This window comes from Mesorhizobium kowhaii (genome assembly GCF_042431665.1).
GTDB lineage: Bacteria > Pseudomonadota > Alphaproteobacteria > Rhizobiales > Rhizobiaceae > Mesorhizobium > Mesorhizobium kowhaii.
On the sequence record NZ_JBHLYT010000053.1, the window covers coordinates 371716 to 389501 of the forward strand.

Annotated in this window: 18 protein-coding genes; 3 read left to right on the forward strand and 15 right to left on the reverse strand. The window is 64.3% G+C overall.

Features of this window, described 5'->3' with window-relative positions:
- Window positions 1-19: 19 nt before the first annotated feature.
- Genes ACFFNA_RS29165 through ACFFNA_RS29200 form a run of 8 tightly spaced genes read right to left on the reverse strand, consistent with a single transcriptional unit; the run spans window position 20 to window position 9453 of the window.
- Window positions 20-2245 carry an ABC transporter permease gene (locus tag ACFFNA_RS29165; RefSeq protein WP_378923338.1) on the reverse strand — a complete coding sequence of 742 codons (2226 nt, stop codon included), beginning with the start codon at window positions 2243-2245 and terminating at the stop codon, window positions 20-22.
- Window positions 2238-3023 carry an ABC transporter ATP-binding protein gene (locus ACFFNA_RS29170; RefSeq protein WP_378923339.1) on the reverse strand — a complete coding sequence of 262 codons (786 nt, stop codon included), beginning with the start codon at window positions 3021-3023 and terminating at the stop codon, window positions 2238-2240. The genes ACFFNA_RS29165 and ACFFNA_RS29170 overlap by 8 nt, the downstream gene beginning before the upstream one ends.
- Before the next feature lie 25 nt (window positions 3024-3048).
- Window positions 3049-4296 (reverse strand): ABC transporter substrate-binding protein, encoded by a 1248-nt coding sequence (locus ACFFNA_RS29175; protein ID WP_111547209.1) that lies wholly within the window; start codon window positions 4294-4296, stop codon window positions 3049-3051.
- A gap of 50 nt (window positions 4297-4346) precedes the next feature.
- Window positions 4347-5375 (reverse strand): branched-chain amino acid ABC transporter permease, encoded by a 1029-nt coding sequence (locus ACFFNA_RS29180; RefSeq protein ID WP_378923340.1) that lies wholly within the window; start codon window positions 5373-5375, stop codon window positions 4347-4349.
- Window positions 5372-6421, reverse strand: coding sequence for a branched-chain amino acid ABC transporter permease (locus ACFFNA_RS29185; RefSeq protein WP_111547007.1), 1050 nt, complete (start codon window positions 6419-6421; stop codon window positions 5372-5374). Before ACFFNA_RS29185 ends, ACFFNA_RS29180 begins: the two co-directional genes overlap by 4 nt.
- Entirely contained in the window at window positions 6418-7746 is a 1329-nt protein-coding gene (locus tag ACFFNA_RS29190; protein ID WP_378923341.1) for a metal-dependent hydrolase family protein, read from the reverse strand. Before ACFFNA_RS29190 ends, ACFFNA_RS29185 begins: the two co-directional genes overlap by 4 nt.
- Window positions 7747-7798: 52 nt before the next feature.
- On the reverse strand, window positions 7799-8578 hold the full coding sequence (locus ACFFNA_RS29195; RefSeq protein ID WP_378923342.1) for an alpha/beta fold hydrolase: 780 nt from the start codon (window positions 8576-8578) through the stop codon (window positions 7799-7801).
- Entirely contained in the window at window positions 8575-9453 is an 879-nt protein-coding gene (locus tag ACFFNA_RS29200; RefSeq protein ID WP_111547210.1) for a fumarylacetoacetate hydrolase family protein, read from the reverse strand. Before ACFFNA_RS29200 ends, ACFFNA_RS29195 begins: the two co-directional genes overlap by 4 nt.
- Before the next feature lie 224 nt (window positions 9454-9677).
- On the opposite strand from ACFFNA_RS29200, the gene ACFFNA_RS29205 reads away from it, so the two are divergent.
- Window positions 9678-10346 (forward strand): FadR/GntR family transcriptional regulator, encoded by a 669-nt coding sequence (locus ACFFNA_RS29205; RefSeq protein ID WP_378923343.1) that lies wholly within the window; start codon window positions 9678-9680, stop codon window positions 10344-10346.
- Between the two features lie 210 nt (window positions 10347-10556).
- Complete coding sequence (rsgA, locus tag ACFFNA_RS29210; RefSeq protein WP_378923344.1) at window positions 10557-11600, forward strand: ribosome small subunit-dependent GTPase A; 1044 nt, start codon at window positions 10557-10559, stop codon at window positions 11598-11600.
- Window positions 11601-11625: 25 nt separating this feature from the next.
- Here the strand turns inward: rsgA and ACFFNA_RS29215 are convergent, their stop codons facing one another.
- On the reverse strand, window positions 11626-12285 hold the full coding sequence (locus ACFFNA_RS29215) for a sterol desaturase family protein (RefSeq protein WP_378923345.1): 660 nt from the start codon (window positions 12283-12285) through the stop codon (window positions 11626-11628).
- Window positions 12286-12350: 65 nt separating this feature from the next.
- Here ACFFNA_RS29215 and ACFFNA_RS29220 point away from each other — a divergent pair, with 65 nt between their 5' ends.
- Window positions 12351-12821, forward strand: a complete 471-nt coding sequence (locus tag ACFFNA_RS29220) for an NUDIX hydrolase (RefSeq protein ID WP_378923346.1) — start codon at window positions 12351-12353, stop codon at window positions 12819-12821.
- 101 nt (window positions 12822-12922) lie between these two features.
- Here the strand turns inward: ACFFNA_RS29220 and pobA are convergent, their stop codons facing one another.
- From pobA to pcaD, 6 genes are read right to left on the reverse strand one after another with little or no spacing between them, the layout of a single operon-like run.
- Window positions 12923-14095 carry a 4-hydroxybenzoate 3-monooxygenase gene (gene pobA / locus ACFFNA_RS29225; RefSeq protein WP_378923347.1) on the reverse strand — a complete coding sequence of 391 codons (1173 nt, stop codon included), beginning with the start codon at window positions 14093-14095 and terminating at the stop codon, window positions 12923-12925.
- Entirely contained in the window at window positions 14095-15147 is a 1053-nt protein-coding gene (locus ACFFNA_RS29230) for a 3-carboxy-cis,cis-muconate cycloisomerase (RefSeq protein WP_378923348.1), read from the reverse strand. The genes pobA and ACFFNA_RS29230 overlap by 1 nt, the downstream gene beginning before the upstream one ends.
- Before the next feature lie 12 nt (window positions 15148-15159).
- Window positions 15160-15774, reverse strand: coding sequence for a protocatechuate 3,4-dioxygenase subunit alpha (gene pcaG, locus ACFFNA_RS29235; protein ID WP_378923349.1), 615 nt, complete (start codon window positions 15772-15774; stop codon window positions 15160-15162).
- The gene (gene pcaH / locus ACFFNA_RS29240; RefSeq protein WP_378923350.1) at window positions 15774-16529 is read right to left on the reverse strand and encodes a protocatechuate 3,4-dioxygenase subunit beta; all 756 of its coding nucleotides are present in this window, start codon (window positions 16527-16529) and stop codon (window positions 15774-15776) included. Before pcaH ends, pcaG begins: the two co-directional genes overlap by 1 nt.
- Window positions 16519-16926 (reverse strand): 4-carboxymuconolactone decarboxylase, encoded by a 408-nt coding sequence (pcaC, locus tag ACFFNA_RS29245; protein ID WP_111547017.1) that lies wholly within the window; start codon window positions 16924-16926, stop codon window positions 16519-16521. The genes pcaH and pcaC overlap by 11 nt, the downstream gene beginning before the upstream one ends.
- Window positions 16919-17728, reverse strand: a complete 810-nt coding sequence (gene pcaD, locus ACFFNA_RS29250; protein WP_378923351.1) for a 3-oxoadipate enol-lactonase — start codon at window positions 17726-17728, stop codon at window positions 16919-16921. Before pcaD ends, pcaC begins: the two co-directional genes overlap by 8 nt.
- Window positions 17729-17786: the final 58 nt, after the last annotated feature.

The following is a 17786-nucleotide window of genomic DNA, read 5'->3' on the forward strand; positions in this document are numbered from 1 at the left end:
GGTGGCGAAGTCCAATTCTTCATGCCCGCCTCTGCAGCTTCGGCGTGATCGCGTGAAACGCAGAAATCACCGCGTCGACGAAAGGCGTATCGTTGATGTTCGCCCGCACCCGCTCGACATGGCGCAGCGGTGTGCGGCGAACTGTCTTCTCGATGGCCTCGAACAGCGCGTTGTCAGCCTCCGGATCGTGAAACGGCTGACCGGGCGCATCGAGCATCGAGACGCCGCCTTCGGGCAACAGGAAGCGCACCGGGCCGTTCATGGCGTTGAGCCGCGTGCCGATCCATTCGCCGAAGGCGCGGTTCTCGTCGCGCGTGGTGCGCATCAGCGTGACATTCGGATTGTGGATGACGAGTTTGCGGCTGCGGAATTTCTCCGGCACGCTGTCGCGCGGGCCGAAATTGACCATGTCCAGCGCGCCGGTCGAGCCGACATACGGCAGTCCGGTGCGGATCGCCGCGCCGAAGCGATCCTCTGTCGCCGGGAACACACCGCCGACGATCATGTCGGCCACCTCCGTGGTGGTCAGGTCGAGGAACGCCGACAGCAGCCGCGAGTCGCCGAGATTTTCCATCGCCCGCCCGCCGATGCCGGTGGCGTGGAAGACGAGACAATCATAGTCGGCTTCAAGCCGCCTGGTCACCGCTTGCACGGCGGGCGTGGTGACGCCGAACATGGTGATGCCGACGGCCGGCCGCGCCAGCTTGCGCTTTGCTTCCCACGCCTCGGCGTTGGGCAGTTGCGCGACCATGCCGGCCATCGCATGCGCGGCATTGGACAGCACCTGTTCGGTGATCGAGTTCAGACCCTGAACATCGGCGACCGAATGGAACATCATGATGTCGGCGCCGCCGACATATTTGGCGACATCGCCGGCCGCCACCGTCGAGACCATCAGCTTGGGGATGCCGACAGGCAGCACCCGCATGCCGGCCGTGGCCAGTGTGGTGCCGCCGGAACCGCCGGCCGAGATGACGCCGCCGATGCGTGGCTCGCGCTCGATCCAGCGGGCGAAGGCGTCAGCCATGGCGCTGACCGAGCCGCCGCGATCATTGGTGAAAACCGCGGACGAACCGCGCGGGTGCATGCCGGCCACTTGCATGGCCGGCACGTCGGCGCTTGTCGGCTTTCCCGATGTCGACAGATCGACGGTACGGACCGGGATGCCCAGCGACTTCAGCCGGTCGGCGACGAAGCGCAGTTCCTTGCCCTTGGTGTCGAAGGTGCCGACAACCAGCACGGTCCGGCCGATGCGCTCGGCAAAGGGAATGGCGAAGACCTTCTTCAGGTCGTCCTGAGGTGCTGCCTTGTCGACCGCGGCCTGGCGCAATTCGGTGACCGGTACGTTCCAGCGGTTGGGCAATTCGGTGACGGGACGATAGACGCCATTCCGCGGCGTTGGTTCGGCCGAGCCGGCGCCAGCGCGGTCGACCCGATAGACTTCGGCCAATTGTTCCTTTGCCTGCGCGGCTTCGGCCGGCGTTACGGGCGCTTCCTCGGCATGGCGGCCGACACCGAGCAGCCGCTGCTGCAACTCACGATCGGCGGCAAGTGCCTTGGCGTCCATCAGCCGGTTGATGCGGCCGTTGACCATGATGGCGACATGGTTCGACACCGCGGTCGCCACGCCGATGTTCTGCTCGATTACCAGAACCGCCAACTCGCCTTCGGCGGCGAGGTCGACCAGCATCTGTTCGACCTGGTCGACGATGATCGGCGCCAGTCCTTCGGTCGGTTCGTCCATGACCAGCAGCTTCGGATCGCTGAGCAGCGCGCGTGAAATCGCCAGCATCTGCTGTTCGCCACCCGACAATTGCGAGCCGCCATTGGTCCGGCGCTCGGCGAGGCGCGGGAAGGTCTGGTAGACGCGCTCGACCGTCCAATTGGCATCGCGCCTGTTGCCGGCGGCAAGCCGCAGATGTTCGTCGACCGTCAGGCTCGGCCAGACGCGGCGCCCTTGCGGCACATAGCCGACGCCGAGACGATGTATCTCGTGCGGCTCGAGAGACGTGATCTCACGGCCGTCGACACGGATCGAACCGGACTTCGCGCGCTTCAAGCCGACGATGGTGTTGCAGAGCGTCGACTTGCCCATGCCGTTGCGGCCGACCACCGACAGCACGCCGCTCTCCAGCGTCAGCGAAACGCCCTGCAGGGCATGGCTTTCGCCGTAGAAGACCTGCAGGTCGTCTATCCTGAGGATGTCCTTGGCCGGCTTGCCGGAGGGGGTCTGGCGCTCAGCCATGCTTGCCCCCGAGATAGATCTCCTGGACCTCGGGATCGGCCTCGATCTCCTGCGGCGTGCCTTCCTTGAACAGGCGGCCATTGTGCATCATCGAGACATGTTCCGACACGCGCAGCGCGACATCGAGATCGTGCTCGATGATGATGTAGCCGATATGCTTGGGCAGCGCGTTGAGGATGGCAACGAGGTCGCGGCGCTCGGTCGGCGACAGACCTGCGGCCGGCTCGTCGAACAGGATGAAGCGCGGTGCACCGGCGAGCGCCAGCGCAATCTCCAGCTGGCGCTGCTGGCCGTGGCTCAGCGTCGCCACAAGGGTGTCACGATAGGCTTCGAGATGCACGGCGTTGAGGATCGATTCCGCCTGCACCATGTTGACGTCGGTCGTGGTCGGGCGCAGCAGCGAAAACCGCCGGCGCGAGACGCCACGGCAAGCGAGAAAGATGGAATCGAGAACCGACAGTCCTTTGAACAGCTGCGAAATCTGATAGGTGCGCCGCAGGCCGCGGCGGATGCGTTCATGCGGCGGCAGATCGGTGATGTCCTCGCCGAAGAAGCGGATGCGTCCGGCTGTCGGCAGGAAGTCGCCGGTCATGGCGTTGAACAAGGTCGTCTTGCCGGCGCCGTTGGAGCCGAGGACCGCGCGCCGTTCACCGGCCGCGATCCTCATAGTGATGCCCGAGAGCGCCACCAGCGCCCCGAAATGCCGCGCCACGCCATCGAGCTCCAGCGCATAGGCGCCGGTGCTCTGGAGGCGGTTTGCTGCGAGGCTTTCGGTCACTGGCGGCTACACTCGAATTCCGATGTTACGGGCAGCTCGGATTGTCGCGGTTGACCGCGCCGAGCTTCATGAATTCGTCTTCGGGAATGCCGAGCGTCTGGTTGACCTGCGGCACGACCTTGACCAGCTTGTTCATGAGATTGCCGTCAGCGCCTTCGGTGACCTCGGTCAGGAAGATGTCGGCAATGGCGTTGCGGTTCTTGTCGAGCGACACCTTGCCGGTCGGCGTGTCGAAGGACAGTTTCGACAGCGCGTCCCGCAACTTCTTGCCGCCGTCGGAGACATCGCCACCGACCTGGTCGAGACCGAGCAGCGTCGCCTTCATGTCGACATAGTAGCCATGGGCGAAGAGCGAGGGCGAGGGAAAGGCGCCTGGCTGCTTCTTGTAGGCCTCGACAAACGTCTTCCACGCCGGTGCGTCATTGGTGTCTGCCGTCGGCCCGGCCGAGGGTGTGCCCTTCAGCACATCGCGCAGCTTGCCTTTCGAGGTCAGCACCGTCTGGTCGACGGTGATCGAACCGCCGATCAGCGGTGCGGAGCCGCCGCCCTGCTGGTATTGGGTCAGGAAGTTGACCGCGTCGGCACCGCCGAGCGCGACGTAGATCGCATCGACGTCCTCGGGGATGGCGGCGATAACCGAAGAGAAATCCTTGTTGCCGATCGGCACCCAGGACTTCGACGGCACATGGCCGCCGGCCTTGCAGAACTCGGCCATGAAGCCGAACACCTGCGTGTAGGGGAAGGAATAATCCTCGGCGACGGTGGCGACCTTCTTGTAGCCCTTGTCCTTGAAGGCATAGGTGCCGAGGCCGGCCATCCACTGGGCGCCGTCGGTCGAGAAGCGGAAGAAATTTTCCGCCGGATCGCGCAGCGTGGTGTCCTGCGCGGCCGAGGTGCCGTTGATGAAGGTCACATTCGGCTGCGTCTTGGCATAGTCCTTGACGGCGAGGCCTTCGTCGCCCGAAAGCGGGCCGACCAGCACCTTGACGCCGTCCTGCTCGACCAGCTTGCGCGCCGCGCGCACGGCGCTGTCGGGCGAGGCGTCGGACGAGCCCTTGACGATCTCGATCTTCTTGCCGGCGACGGTGCCGTTCATCTCGGCAACCGCCGTCATGGCGCCGCGCTCGCTGTCTTCACCGAGCACCGTGAACGGCCCCTCGAAGGTGGCGAGCAGGCCGATCTTGATGGTGTCGTCGGCAGCCAGCGCCATTGAAGGGGCGGTCAGCCCGGTGAACACCGCCAGGGCAAGTAATGTACGTCTATGCATCCTCATGATTTCCTCCCGTTGATTTCGTTTTTGCAGTGGTTGATCCATCCCGACAGCTAGGGGCCGGGACGCAAGGACTCCTGGGCAAGATGTGGCTTGATCCTCCCCCACAACCCAAGAATTCCATCCGGTGAGACGAAGACGATCACCAGGAACACCATGCCGATCAGCGTGTTGAAACGCTCGGCGCCGACGATGTCGATGGCGAAGGTCTGCATCAGGACGACGACGACCGCGCCGAGAAACGGCCCGATCGGATGGCGAAGGCCGCCGATGACAGCAATGATCAGCACGTCGATGGCGGCGTCGACGCCGATGGTGCCGGGCGAGACGCGGCCGTTGAACCAGACCAACAACACGCCCGCCAATCCGGCGATGACGCCGGCCAAAGCCCAAGCAAAAACCTTGTGCGCGGTGACGTGATAGCCAAGCGCGCGCATGCGTCGCGGGTTATCGCGGATCGCCTGCAAAGTCATGCCGAAGGTCGAGCGCGAGCCATAGAGCACGGCCGCATAGGACAGCACCGCCAGCCCAAGGCAAAGGTAATAGAAGGGCCGAGGGTCGCGCCAGCTGATACCCCAGAACGCCGGTGCGCGGATGCCGGCATAGCCGGAATGGCCATTGAAGATGGCGTAGTTCTGCTGGGCGAAATAGTAGGTCGCGGTGGCGATCGCCAGCGTGATCATGATGGTGTAGATGCCCTCGGTGCGCACCGAGATCCAGCCGATCAGCGCCGACGACAGTGCCGCCGCCAGAACGGCGAAGGGCACCGCGAGCCACCACGGCCAGCCGAAGCCAAGGACGTTGGAATTGTTGTTGCCGAGGATGGCGATGGCATAGGCGGCGATGCCGGCGACCGTGATCTGCGCCAGGCTGACCATGCCGCCATAGCCGGCGAGCAGCATCAGCGACAGCCCCAGCATGCCGAAGACCAGGGAATACCCCCCGATCTGGGTCAGGAAGAAATCCGAAGCCACCAAGGGATAAAGCACAAGCGCGACGGCGAGGATGATGTGGCCGGCGCCGAGCTTCTCCAGCCAGTTCTGCTGCGGCGTCGTGCCGTCTGTGGCAATGGCCAGGCTCATCTCGCCTTCCCCATGATGCCTTGCGGCCTGACCGCCAGCGTCACCACCATGATGACGAAGGTCAGCACGATGCCATAGGTCGGGAAGTAGACGAGGCCGATCTGTTCGGCGAGGCCGATCAGCAACGCGCCGATGGCGGCCCCTGATATCGAGCCCATGCCGCCGACGATGACGACGACCAGCGACGCCAGGAGATAGCGGACGTCCTCGCCGGGCGCGACGGACAGCGCCGAACCGCCGACGACACCGGCAAAGCCGGCAAGCCCGGCGCCGACCGCAAAGACGATGGCAAACACCGCATGCACATTGACGCCGGACGCCTGCAGCATGGCGCGGTCATCGACGCCGGCGCGGATCATCATGCCTACACGGGTCCGGTGCAGCATCAGCCAGAGCCCGACGCCGATGACGATCGCCGCCGCCAGCACGACGACGCGGTAGAGCGGATAGGTGAGGAAGACCGAGGCGCCGTTGGAGCGCACCGCCGTGATGATCGGGAGCGTCAGGGCGCCGTCGAGCCATTCCGGCGTGGTGATCTGATAGGTGCCGCCCGCCCATACAGCCAGCATCAGGTCGGCGGCGACGATCGAGATGCCGATGCTGACCAGGGTCTGGCGCAGGTCGTCGCCTTCCAGGCGGCGGAAGACGAAGACCTGCATGACGACGCCGACGATGGCCAGCACGGCAAAGCCGGCAGCGACGCCGAGCAGCCAGTAGCCGGTGCGGTTGGTGACCTCGTAGCCGATATAGGCGCCGAGCAGATAGAGCGAGCCATGCGCCAGATTGACGTTGCGCATCAGGCCGAAGATCAGCGTGAAACCGCTGGCGACGAGGAAATACAGGCCGGCCAGCGTGATGCCGTTGAGGATGGCGCTGACAAAGGCCTTCTTCGAGATCAGGATCGCGTTCAGCCAATCCGGCCAGACGGCAAAGACCAGCCATGCGATGACGGCGGCGGCAAGCAGGCCGACGAGGCCCCAGGCCTGCCGGCGTGTCATGCCGCCGCCGGCAAGCGACGACGAGGATGGCTGGTCGAGCAGGCTCATGCCGTCAGCCGCCGGCGCTGCTCGTTCATGCGCGGCGCCTTGTGGAACTTGCCGTCCTTCATGATGGCGAGGATGCGGTTCTTGTCCTGCAGGATGCGCACATCGGAGATCGGATCGCCGTCGACCAGCAGGATGTCGGCGAGATAGCCTTCCTTGATCATGCCGAGCTCGTCGCCCATGTTCATGATCTGGCCGCCATATTTGGTGCCGGCCTGGATCGCTTCCATCGGCGAGAAGCCGAGCATCTCGACGAAGGTCTGGATATCCTTGGCGTTGGTGCCTTGCGGCGTCCAGGCAAAGCCGTAGTCACCGCCGATGCAGACGCGGATGCCGCGCCGGTGCATCTTCTTCATCGTCTCGATGCACATTTCCAGCTCGCGCTCATATTCGAGCGACAGCGGCGAACCCGGCTTGATGCCCCATTGCTCGGCATAACGCGCGGTGTTGATCAGCCAGGCAATGCCGGGCGCGACGAAATGCTTGTCCTTGACCGCCTCGAGCATGTCGAGCGCTTCCTCGTCGGCAAAAGAGGCATGGTAGATGTTCTGGATGCCGTGGCGGACGCACTGCTTGACCGATCCGGACGAACGCGCATGCGCCGACAGCACCTTGTTGCGGCAGCGCGCCTCGGAGGCAGCCATGGCGACCTCCTCTTCCGACATCGGCGTCTCTTCGGCGCCCATGCCGGTGATGCTCTCGCCGGACAAATTGAGCTTGATGGAATCGACGCCGTATTTGATCAGCTGGCGGACGGTGCGGCGGATTTCCTCGGGGCCGGAAACGACGATGCCGAGATTGAGGCCTTCGTGCGGAATGTGCGACGGCGCGGAATCGCCGAGGCCGCCGACCGTGGTGATCTCCGGACCGGCCGCGAGATAACGCGGTCCCGGGAAACGGCCCTGGTTGATGAATTTCTTCGCGACGACATCGAGACGCGGCTTGGCGGCGGCCGCACCCCGGCCGGCGGTGAAGCCGGCATCGAGCACCAGCTTGGCCATTTCCATGGTGACCAGCATGTGCTCTTCGACCTCCATCATCTGGATGGGATCGATGCCGGGCGCGTTGTTCCAGGACAGATGCAGATGCGCGTCGATCATGCCGGGCATCAGCGTCGCGCCCATGCCGTCAATGACCGTTGCGCCACCGCCGTAGGAAGACGACGAGGACGAGCCGAAGCGCGACGAGCCCTTGGTGATCTGCTTGATGCGGTTGCCCTGCACCAGCACCTCGCCGGTGTAGGGATATTCACCGGTGGCGTCGAGCACGCGCACATTGGTGAACAGCGTGCTGCTCGAACCGTTGCTGTTCCAGCTGTCGTCTGCCATCACAAGCCTCCCAACTTGCCGAGCGCGTAGTTCTACGCCCGATCAGAAATTCTCACCTATCAACCCGTCTCAAAAAATCGGCGAGCTTCTGGCTGCTTTCGCGCGGGCTTTCCACCGTGGCCCAGTGCCCGCACCGATCCAGTGACGAGAATACGGCGCCCTTGATCTTGTCGGCAAGCGCCTGGCCGACGCCCGCCGGATTGACCGTGTCTGCATCGCCGGTGACGAGCAGCGCCGGCGCCGAGATCCGGCGCGCATCGACCGCGATCGCCTTGGCCAGCGCCTCGCAGGTGCGGGCGTAGGATTCCGGATCCTGGCGGGTGATCGATTCCCGCACGAAGGCGACGGCTGCCGGTGAGGTTTCCCGGGTGTGCGCCGAAATCGCATTGGCGACGATCTGGTCGGCGATATCGGCGATGCCGCCCGAGCGCGCCAGCCGTGCCCGGTTGGCAAGCCCTTGCCTGGTGGCTTCAGCCGGCTCGGCCAGTGCACCGAACAGCGCCAGCGAGGCGACCAGCGAGGGCTGCGTTGCTGCAATCTGCTGGCAAACGATGGTGCCCATCGAATGGCCGACGAAATGCGCAGTAGTGACACCCATGCCGGCCATGGCGCGGATGACGGCGTCGCTCATCAGTTCCATGGTCAGCGGCTCGATCGGGCGCGGCGAACGGCCGGAGCCCGGCAGGTCGAGCCGGATGACACGATAGGCCGAAAGCGCCGCCATCTGCGGCTGGAACATGTTCGAGGTGCCGCCGAGGCCATGGATCATCACCACGGCAGCGCCCTCGCCGACGACTTCCGCAACGACCTGGCCAACTGTCACCGTCGTCATTGCGCATACTCCGCGAAGCGGTTTTCCAGCGTGCCGATGCCGTCGATCTCGATGCGAACGACGTCGCCGGCCTTCAAATATTTTGGCGGATCAAAGCCGATGCCGACGCCGACCGGCGTGCCGGTGGCGATGATGTCGCCGGGTTTCAGCGTGATGCCTTGCGAGAGCGTGGCGATGATGGTCGGAATGTCGAAGATGAGCAGCGATATCCGGGAATCCTGGCGCAGGTCCTCGTTGACGAAACAGCGGATGCCGGCGGTCGCCAGATCGAGTTCATCCCTGGTCACCGCCCACGGCCCCATCGGACAGAACGTGTCCTGCGATTTGCCGATCAGCCACTGACTGTATTTGCCTTGCAGGTCGCGGGCCGTGACGTCGTTGACGATGGTGTAGCCCCAGACATGGTCGAGGGCGTCCGCTTTCGAGATGCCGCGTCCGCCCTTGCCGATGATGACGGCGAGTTCGGCCTCATAGTCGATGGCCGTCGAGACGGAGGAATCGATCAGCACGCTGGCATGATTGGCGACGACCGATTCCGGAACCTTGGAAAAGATGATCGGGTGTTTCGGGATCGCGCCGGCGCCGGCGCTGGAATCGAAGCCGCTGCGGGCGAATTCATGCGCATGCTCGTGATAGTTCTTGCCGACGCAAAAGATGTTGCGGCGCGGCCGCGGGATCGGCGCCTCGATCTCGACCTGCGCCAACGGAATCGGCGACAGGGTGCGCGGCAAGCCGGCGCCATTGCGCTCGATCAAGGCCAGGATGCCGGCCTTAGCCTGATCGACGGCAAAATCGAAAGGGGCGACGGTCTGGGCATCAAGGTCGACAAGACCCACGCGACGTTCGCCGGCGATCGAAAAAGTCGCGACCCGCATCCACATCCTCCCTGAACCAATACTGAGCCAATTTTTCGCTCTTTCGTTACACGCTATCGCCGATTGGTTTAGGCCGCAAGTGGAATCTGACTTGGTCCTACCAACCGCGTTCGTTGGCTGCCAATGGACTTCCGCGGGGCATGCCGGCAATCTGGCGGAATGGACGACGGCTTCGGAAGCTGATATCTATGGTTCAACACCGGATCAGATAAAAGCTGCCAGACATGCCAAAGCTCGTCGCCAACGATATCGCCACCGCCCTGAAGAAACGCATCTCGTCAGGCGAATGGATCGAGAATGGCCGCATGCCGCCCGAGCGCGACCTGGCAAGCGAATTCGGTGTGGCGCGTAACACGGTGCGGCGCGCCGTCTCCTTCCTCGAGGATGACGGTACAGTGGTCCGCCATGTCGGGCGCGGAACGTTCCTGACCGCCACTCCGGGCTCGATGGCGGCGACCGTCAGCCGGATGGAAGGCACCAGCCCGGCCGACATGATGGAGATCCGGCAATTGCTCGAGCCGGCAGCGGCATCCTTCGCCGCCACCAATGCCAGCGCCACCGAACTCAACGCTGTGCGCGAGGCGCACAAGATCGCCTCGGAGTCGCAAGACATGCCGACCTTCGAGCACTGGGACGCGGAGTTTCACCACCGCATCTTCGCTTGCTCGCGCAACGACTTCCTCAAGGAGATCCACAATCTGATGCGCATCCTGCGCAACCAGGCGCCATGGTTCGAAATGAAGAAGCGATCGTTTTCGGAAGAACGCCGCAGCATCTATTGCAGCGAGCACCAGATGGTTCTCGATGCGCTGTTGCGGCGCGATCCCGAGAGTGCCAGCCAGGCGATGCTGGCGCATCTGAGAACCGTCGAGCGCAATCTGCTGGGACGGTAGCAATCGGGGGCTCACGCGACGCCTCCCCGATCTGGTCCGTCACTCACCGCGCATGGTCGCCTGGATAGGTTCCGCACAGACGCTTGCCGCTCGGCCATCGGCAAGGGTCCGGCTTGCCAAATGCCGCCATGCCGCCCATACACGGCTGGGCAATCGCCCCACCCCGTTCGCGCCTCACCTGCCAGGATACTGTCCGATGTCTGCGACGCCGTGCCCTTGGTCAAAGCCGTGACGGATCACGCCACACCATCGCTCGCCAGCCTGGGCTGGACGGATTTCTTCGGCGACCAGCTCGAGCCCGGCGAAGCAAATCTCGTCCCGACGCGGATCGCCACGGTCCATCGCGACCGCCTGACCGGCCTGTCTCAGGCTGGGCCAATCGATCTGACGCTGCCGGCGCAGGCGAACACCGGTGACTATGCGGTCGGCGACTGGGTGCTCGTCGACGCGCATGACAACCTTGTGCAGCGCCGCCTGACCCGCAAGACGGTGCTGGAACGCCGCACCCAGGGCGGCAGGGTGCCGCAGCTTGCCGCGGCCAATGTCGACACGCTGTTCATCGTCACCTCATGCAATGCCGACTTCAATCCGGCCCGGCTCGAGCGCTATCTGGCGCTGGCCAACGAGGCCGGGACGACGCCGGTGATCCTGCTGACCAAAGCCGATACCGCAGCTGACGCCGAGGCATATCAGCGGGGGGCTGCCGCGCTGCAGCGTGGCTTGGCGGTCGTGACGCTGAACCCCCGCACATCAGATGCGGCATCCGCGCTCGCTGCCTGGTGCGGCGCGGGGCAGACGGTCGCGCTGGTCGGCTCCTCCGGGGTCGGCAAATCGACGCTGGTCAACACGCTGGCCGGGTCGGCACAGCACTTGCCGCAACAGACCGGAGACATCCGCGAACACGACGCCAAGGGACGCCACACCACCACGTCGCGGTCGCTGCATTCCATCGCGGGTGGCGGTTGGGTGATCGACACACCGGGAATGCGGACGCTGCAGGTCAGCGACGTCGCTTACGGCATCGACACGCTGTTTGCCGAAATCACCGAGCTCGCGCCGCTCTGCAAGTTCCGCGACTGCACCCACGTGCATGAACCGGGCTGCGCGGTGCAGGCTGCGTTGAAGGCTGGTACGCTCGATCCGGAGCGTCTTGCCCGCTGGCGAAAACTGTCCGACGAAAACCAGAACAACACGCCGGTTCAGAGCGGACCTCGCGGAGCCAAATCCCCCGGCGGTCGCGGAAAAAGGCGTTGAACGACTGAGGCACGCGCCTCTGGCTTCAAAGCCGCGCCGTGCCGAAAACACGATCCCAGAATATGGACGTCACGCCAAAATTGGCCGTTTCGTCGACATGATGATGCAGCGCGTGGCGACGCTTGAGTGTGTAGAGATAACTCGGATGGGAGGGGTGCCAATGATGAATCATGTGATGGATGCTGATGTACCAGAGGTACCCCAGCATCAGCCCGCAACTGACCGCGCTTGCCGTTGCAAAATCTGAAACCATCCAAACCGGGAAAAACGCGACCAGCGCATGCACCCCCAGACTGAGCCAGGTCGGCGTGCCCACCGAACTGCGCTCCTCGACATGGTGACGATCATGCAAATCCTTGATGTAGGGAATATGGTGAAGGACGAACCGGTGCAGCAGGTATTCGGTCAGCGTCCAGAGGAAGAGACCGGCGACGACAGTGACTATCCAGCCAGGCGCATTGTCTTCGCCGGCCTCGATCAGCCCGGCCACTGCCAGCAAGGCGATCACCAGCGGATACACCACGAAGTCGCTGTAGTAGCCAATAAGACCAAGTTGCATCGTCACGCCCCAACTAGCCTTCGAGCCGCCAAACAAGCGATGGTGCCAGATTGCCGGACTCGCGGGTGAGGAGCAATGCAGCTGCACCTGACATAGCGTCGCAATCATCTGGCGCAAGGTCGGCACCCATGATCCAGGAGAATCGGTAGACCGCCGCCTTCGCAACCAGCTTCACAAACGGACATCAAAAAATGGCAAAACGCAGTGCGGGATTGCTGATCTACTGTCGAGGCGACGGCGATCTCAGGGTGTTGCTGGTTCATCCAAGCGGACCGTTCTGGGCGAAGAAGGACGATGGCGCGTGGTCGATACCGAAGGGCCTCGTCGACGAGAACGAGGACGAGTTGACGGCAGCGCAACGCGAGACCGAGGAAGAGCTCGGCGTCAAGGTCGATGGTCCCTTCGCGCGGCTCGGCGACTACAGGCAACCGGGCGGAAAGATCGTTATGGCATGGTCTGTCGAGGCGCGCATCGACATCGATGTGGCTGCCATCAAGAGCAACACTTTCACCATGGAATGGCCGCCAAGGTCGGGATCCCTGAAGGAGTTCCCGGAGGTCGACAGAGCGGGCTGGTTCACCTTGCCGGAGGCCGAGGTAAAAATCCTCAAGGGGCAGCGCCCGATGCTGTCGGACTTAGCTAGGCAGCAAGACGCTGAATGATGATCGCCGGCGGTGCGGCCCTTAAAGCGCGCCGCGCTTTAAGGCTTTGTCTTTATGCATGTCGTTGTCCCAAAACCGGGACCACTTTTGGGCGACATGCATTAGTAAGGCAGCCCGACATAGTTCTCGGCCAGCGCGGTCGACGCGGCACGCGAATGTACGAGGTAGTCGAGCTCGGCTTCCTGGATGCGCTGGCCGAAATCGCCGGTGTCGGGAAAGCGGTGCAGCATCGTCGTCATCCACCAGGAAAAGCGCACCGCCTTCCAGACGCGGGCCAGCGCCTTGCCTGAATAGGCGTCGATGCCTGCGTGCGATTTCTCGCGGTAGTAGTCGCGCAGGCCGGTAGAGAGGTAGCGCACATCGCTGGCGGCGAGGTTAAGACCCTTGGCGCCGGTCGGCGGCACGATGTGGGCGGCGTCCCCAACCAGGAACAGCCGGCCGAAACGCAGCGGCTCGGCTACAAAGGAGCGCAACGGCGCGATCGACTTCTCGAAGGATGGGCCGGTAACGACGCCTGCTGCCGTCTGCTCCGGCAAGCGGCGACGCAACTCGTCCCAGAAGCGGTCGTCGGACCACGCCTCGACGCGGTCGCCCTCGGGGCATTGCACATAGTAGCGGCTGCGGTGCGTCGAGCGCATCGAGCATAGCGCAAAACCCCGCTCGTGATTGGCGTAGACCAGTTCGTGATCGGCCGGCGGCACTTCGGCCAGCACACCGAGCCAACCGAACGGATAGTGCCGCTCGAAGGTTTTCAGCGCCCGCTCAGGCACCGATTTGCGGCTGACGCCGTGATAGCCGTCACAGCCGGCAATGAAGTCGCAGTCGATGCGATGCGTGACGCCATCCTTGTCATAGGTGGCAAAAGGCGCCTCACCGTCGAAATCGTTCAGCGTGACGTTTGCCGCCTCGTAGATCGTGGTCAGCCCTGCCGCATCGCGCTTGTCCATCAAATCATGCGTCACTTCGGTCTGGCCGTAGACGGTGACATGCTTGCCGCCAGTCAGCGCCTCAAGGTCGATGCGGTGCAGGCGTTGGTCGAAGGCGAGCGAGATACCGGAATGCGGCAGCCCCTCGGCGTGCAGCCGCGCCGCGGCACCCGCTTCCTCCAGCAGTTCGACCGTGCCTTGTTCGAGCACACCGGCGCGCACACGGCCGAGCACATGCTCGCGGCTCGAGCGCTCGAGAATGACCGTCTCGACTCCGATCGTGCCGAGAAGCTGGCCAAGCAGCAGGCCGGAGGGTCCGGAACCGACAATGAGGATTTGCGTGCGCATCAGCGCCCCAGGCTTTCGATCTGCCCGGCCAGTCCGGCGGCAAGCCGCAGCGACGCGGCTGTCGCCACCACCATCTGCGGCAGCAGCAGCCATTCCAGCGTCCAGGCGGCGCCCGACCGCTCCTGCTCATGCACCACGGCCTGATGCATGCCGGAAAGCTGCGTGGCGTTGAAGCGGGCAAGTGCCACCAGCGCTTCGGCCTTCACCGGGTTCTGCTTGTGCGGCATGGCCGACGAGCCGCCGCCGCCCGAAAGCGCGATGTCGGTGCCACCTTGCGCCATCAGCGCAATGTCCTGGCCGAACTTGCCGAGGCTGCCGGTCACCAGCGACAGCCAGCCGGCAAAATCGGCGAGCGCGTCGCGCTGGCTCTGCCATTGCGGCGCATCGGCAAGGCCGAGCTTTGCCGCAAGTGCGGCGCGTACCGCCGGCCCCTTGTCATCCAACTTTTCCAGCGTGCCGGCGGCACCGCCGAATTGCACCGCCAGCAGGCGCCTCGATTGTTCCGACAGCCTCTCCTGGTGCCGTTGCAGCGGCTCCCGCCACGCCACTATGCGATCCGCCACCTTGATCGGAACCGCCGGCTGCATGCGTGTCATCCCGGTCAGCGCCCTGCCCCCAAAACGCTCTTCGAGCGAAGCGAAGCGCATGACGGTTTCGGTCAACAGCAGGCCGAGATGTTCGACGACGGATTTGAGCCGAAGCATCAGGCCCGTATCGATGACATCCTGGCTGGTCGCGCCGAAATGAACGGAGGCACCATGCGGTTCGCCGACCGCCGTCCTGATCTGGCGAACCAGTTCCGGCACCATGACGCCGTCCCTGGCGACGCCGGCGCGCAGCAGGGCGGTGTCAGGCCGGAACGAGGCCAGCGCCGACACGATGGCTGCTGCCGCCTCCCCTGTGATCAGTCCGTTTTCCGCTTCCACTTCGGCCAGCGCACGCTCGAACGCCAGCATCGCCTCGATTTCCGCCTCGACGGAAAAATGTCGGCTCGCTTCCTCGTCGCCGAGAAGGGCGGAGAGCAATGGATGGTCGAAGGGCGATACGGTCATGTCGCGGCTCTCCTAGCTGTCGAAGAAGACCGTTTCCTTCTCCCCCTGGAGATGGACGTCGAAGACATAAATATCGCCGGTGCGATCGGCGATCAGTGTCGGCACACGAATGCGGTGCTCGATGCGCGCCAGGATCGGATCCTGCGCATTGGCCTTTTCCTCGTCCGAAAAATAGAGCCGCGTGTGCAAGCCGAGATTGATGCCGCGGGCAACGATCCAGAGCGTGATGTGCGGCGCCATCAGGCGGCCATCGCCGAACGGTACGCGGCCGGGCTTGATCGTCTCGAACGCGCACAGGCCGGTGTCCATGTCGGTCGGGCAACGGCCCCAACCGAGGAAATTCGGATCGGCAGCGCCGCGCAATTCAGCCGGCGAATTGTAGAGCCCGTCCGCATCCGCCTGCCAGACCTCGATCAGCGCGTCCTTGAGCGGCGTGCCGGTGCCGTCGAGCACGCGGATGCGCAGGCCGATGCGCTCGCCCCTGGTCTTGTCGTTGACCATGGTCGCACCAAGGTCGCTCGCATAGACGCCGCCGATGCCGCAGAAATTTGGGGTCAGCCCGATATGGACATAGGGTCCCGCGGTCTGCGAAGGGCTTTCCCTGAGCCGGTCGAGCGACTGGGCCATCAATTGCCCTCCAGCCTGTTTTCGAACAGCGAGGAGCGGCGCCCGCGCAGCACGATGTCGAACTTGTAGGCGCGCGCGTCGAAAGGGATCGTCGCTTGCATGTCGAGCGCGGCGATCAGCGTTTCGATGGCTGCCCTGTCGGGGATGCCGCGCGCGATCGGGCAGTGCCAGATCAGCGGGTCGCCTTCGAAATACATCTGCGTGATCAGCCGTTGCGCAAAGCCGTGGCCGAAGACCGAAAAGTGAATATGCGAGGGCCGCCAGTCGTTCGGCCCGTTCGGCCAGGGATAGGGACCGGGCTTGACGGTGCGAAAGGCATAGCCGCCATCCTCACCGGTGATGGCGCGGCCGCAGCCGCCGAAATTCGGGTCGAGCGGCGCCAGATAGCCGTCCTTCTTGTGGCGGTAGCGGCCGCCGGCATTGGCCTGCCAGAATTCGAGCAGCGCGCCGGGCACGCCCATGCCGCGTTCGTCGAGCACCCGTCCATAGACGATGATGCGCTCGCCGATGGCGCTCTCGCCGGGTCTGGCGAAATTATGGATCAGGTCGGCGTCGAGTTCGCCGAGCATGGCGTGACCGAAGACCGGGCCTGCAATCTCCGACAGCGTGTTGTCGAAGGCGAGCGGCGCCTTCTGCGGCGAGCGCAGCACGGAGGTCTTGTAGTTCGGCGTCAACGCCGGCGGATGCCAGGTCCGGTCGCGCTGGAAGAAGGCGCCGGTCTCGGGCCTCCGGTTCGATCCGGACTCAGCGGGCATTCTTGGCTCCGTCCATTTCCGAAAACACGTCCTTGGCGATCTTGAAGGCACGGTTGGCGGCCGGCACGCCGGCATAGATGGCGACATGCAGGAACGCTTCGCAGATATCGTCGCGCGAGGCACCGGTGTTGACGGTGGCGCGCACATGCATGGCGACCTCCTCATCATGGCCGAGTGCGGCCAGCAGCGCCAGCGTGACGATCGAGCGCTCGCGCTTGGTGAAGCCCGGCCGCGCCCACACCGTTCCCCACGCGGCCTCGGTGATCAGCTCCTGGAAAGGCTGGTCGAAATCGGTGGCGGCGACCTCGGCCCGGTCGACATGGCGGTCGCCGAGCACGGACCGCCGCACCGCGAGGCCCGTGCGATATCTGGCGGCGTTGGCGGGGACTTCATCCATGGGTTTCGGCTCCAAGGGCAAGCGATGCGATAAAATTGCGGATCAGGGCGGTCAGCGCTTCGGGCTGTTCGACACAAGGAATGTGTCCGGCGTCGCGGATGATCTCGAAGCGCGCGCCGGGAATCAGAGCGGCGAGCGAGCGGACAAGGTCGGGAGGCGTCGAGCCGTCCTGGTCGCCGGCGATGCAAAGGGTCGGCACCGCGATCCGTCTAGCGCTATCGGTGAAATCGGCGTCGCGGACCGCGATGCAGGTTCCAACATAGTCGGGCAGCGCTTGCCGGGTCAGCATGTTGCGGCAGCCAGCAAGGTCGGCAGCGCGCGCGACATGGAAATCCGGCGTGAACCATACTTTCATCACGCCGTCGGCGATCGCCTCGATGCCGTGCCGTTCCACGATCGAAATGCGTGTGTTCCAGCTCTCGGTCGTGCCGATCTTGTGGGCCGTGTCGCACAGGATCATGGCCTCGACGATCTCCGGGCGCCTGGCATAGAGCCCTTGCGCGATCATGCCGCCGACCGACAGGCCGCACAGCACGACCTTGCCCAGTCCGAAATGATCGATGAGCGCCGAGAGATCATCGACATGATCGTCGATCGACCTGATGTCGCCGATGTCGGAGAGCCCGTGGCCACGCTTGTCGTAGACCAGCAGCGGCATTTCACCGTCCAGGATCGACAGGACCTGGTCCCAGATCCGGAAGTCAGTGCCTAGCGAATTGATGAACACGATCGGGTGCGCACTGCCGTTCGTCTCGATGCGACGGTGGTGCAGCGTGATGCCGCCGATGGTGACGAATGGCACGATTTCGGTCCTCCATCCCCACATTGCACAAGGCATTTGGTTCGGTAAAATGATATTT